The organism is Frankia sp. AgKG'84/4 (assembly GCF_023242965.2).
GTDB lineage: Bacteria > Actinomycetota > Actinomycetes > Frankiales > Frankiaceae > Frankia.
Window position 1 is genome coordinate 1 of record NZ_JALKFU020000696.1, and the last position, 568, is coordinate 568.

General features: G+C 77.1%; 1 protein-coding gene. It reads right to left on the reverse strand.

The window, feature by feature from the left end; all coding sequences use genetic code 11:
• Positions 1–95 precede the first annotated feature (95 nt).
• On the reverse strand, positions 96–568 hold a 473-nt coding region (locus MXD58_RS24675; RefSeq protein ID WP_250610046.1), incomplete at its 5' end, for an alpha-ketoglutarate-dependent dioxygenase AlkB.

Sequence of the window (568 nt, forward strand, 5' to 3'; positions counted from 1 at the left end):
GCGCTGCGCGACGCCCGGGCCGTGCGCCCCTACCAGCCCTGACCGGGCCCCTGGAGACGGTCGCGGGGCGCCGGGCGGCCCGGTTCGGCGGGCGCTCACCGGACGTCACGCGGGCGGAACTGCACGCTGATCCGCGGCCCGACCGCACGCGCCGTCTTCGGCACGGCGTGGTCCCAGGTGCGCTGGCAGCTGCCGCCCATGACCAGCAGGTCGCCGTGGCCGAGGTCGAAGCGCGTCGCCGGGCCGCCGCCGCGCGGGCGCAGCAGCAACGGCCGTGGGCTGCCCAGCACGACGATCGCGACCATCGTGTCGACCGACGCGCCGCGCCCGATCCGGTCACCGTGCCAGGCGACGCTGTCGCGCCCGTCGCGGTAGAGGCACAGCCCGGCGGTGGCGAGCGCCTCGCCGAGCTCGTCCGCGTAGTGCTCGTCGAGGGCGCGGCGCGCCGCGCAGAGCGCCGGGTCCGGCAGCGGGGCGCCTTCGCCGTACCAGGCGAGCAGACGCGGCACGGCGACCACCCGGTCGTTAATACGCCGCGACACGGCCCCCCACCGGACCTTTCTCTTTT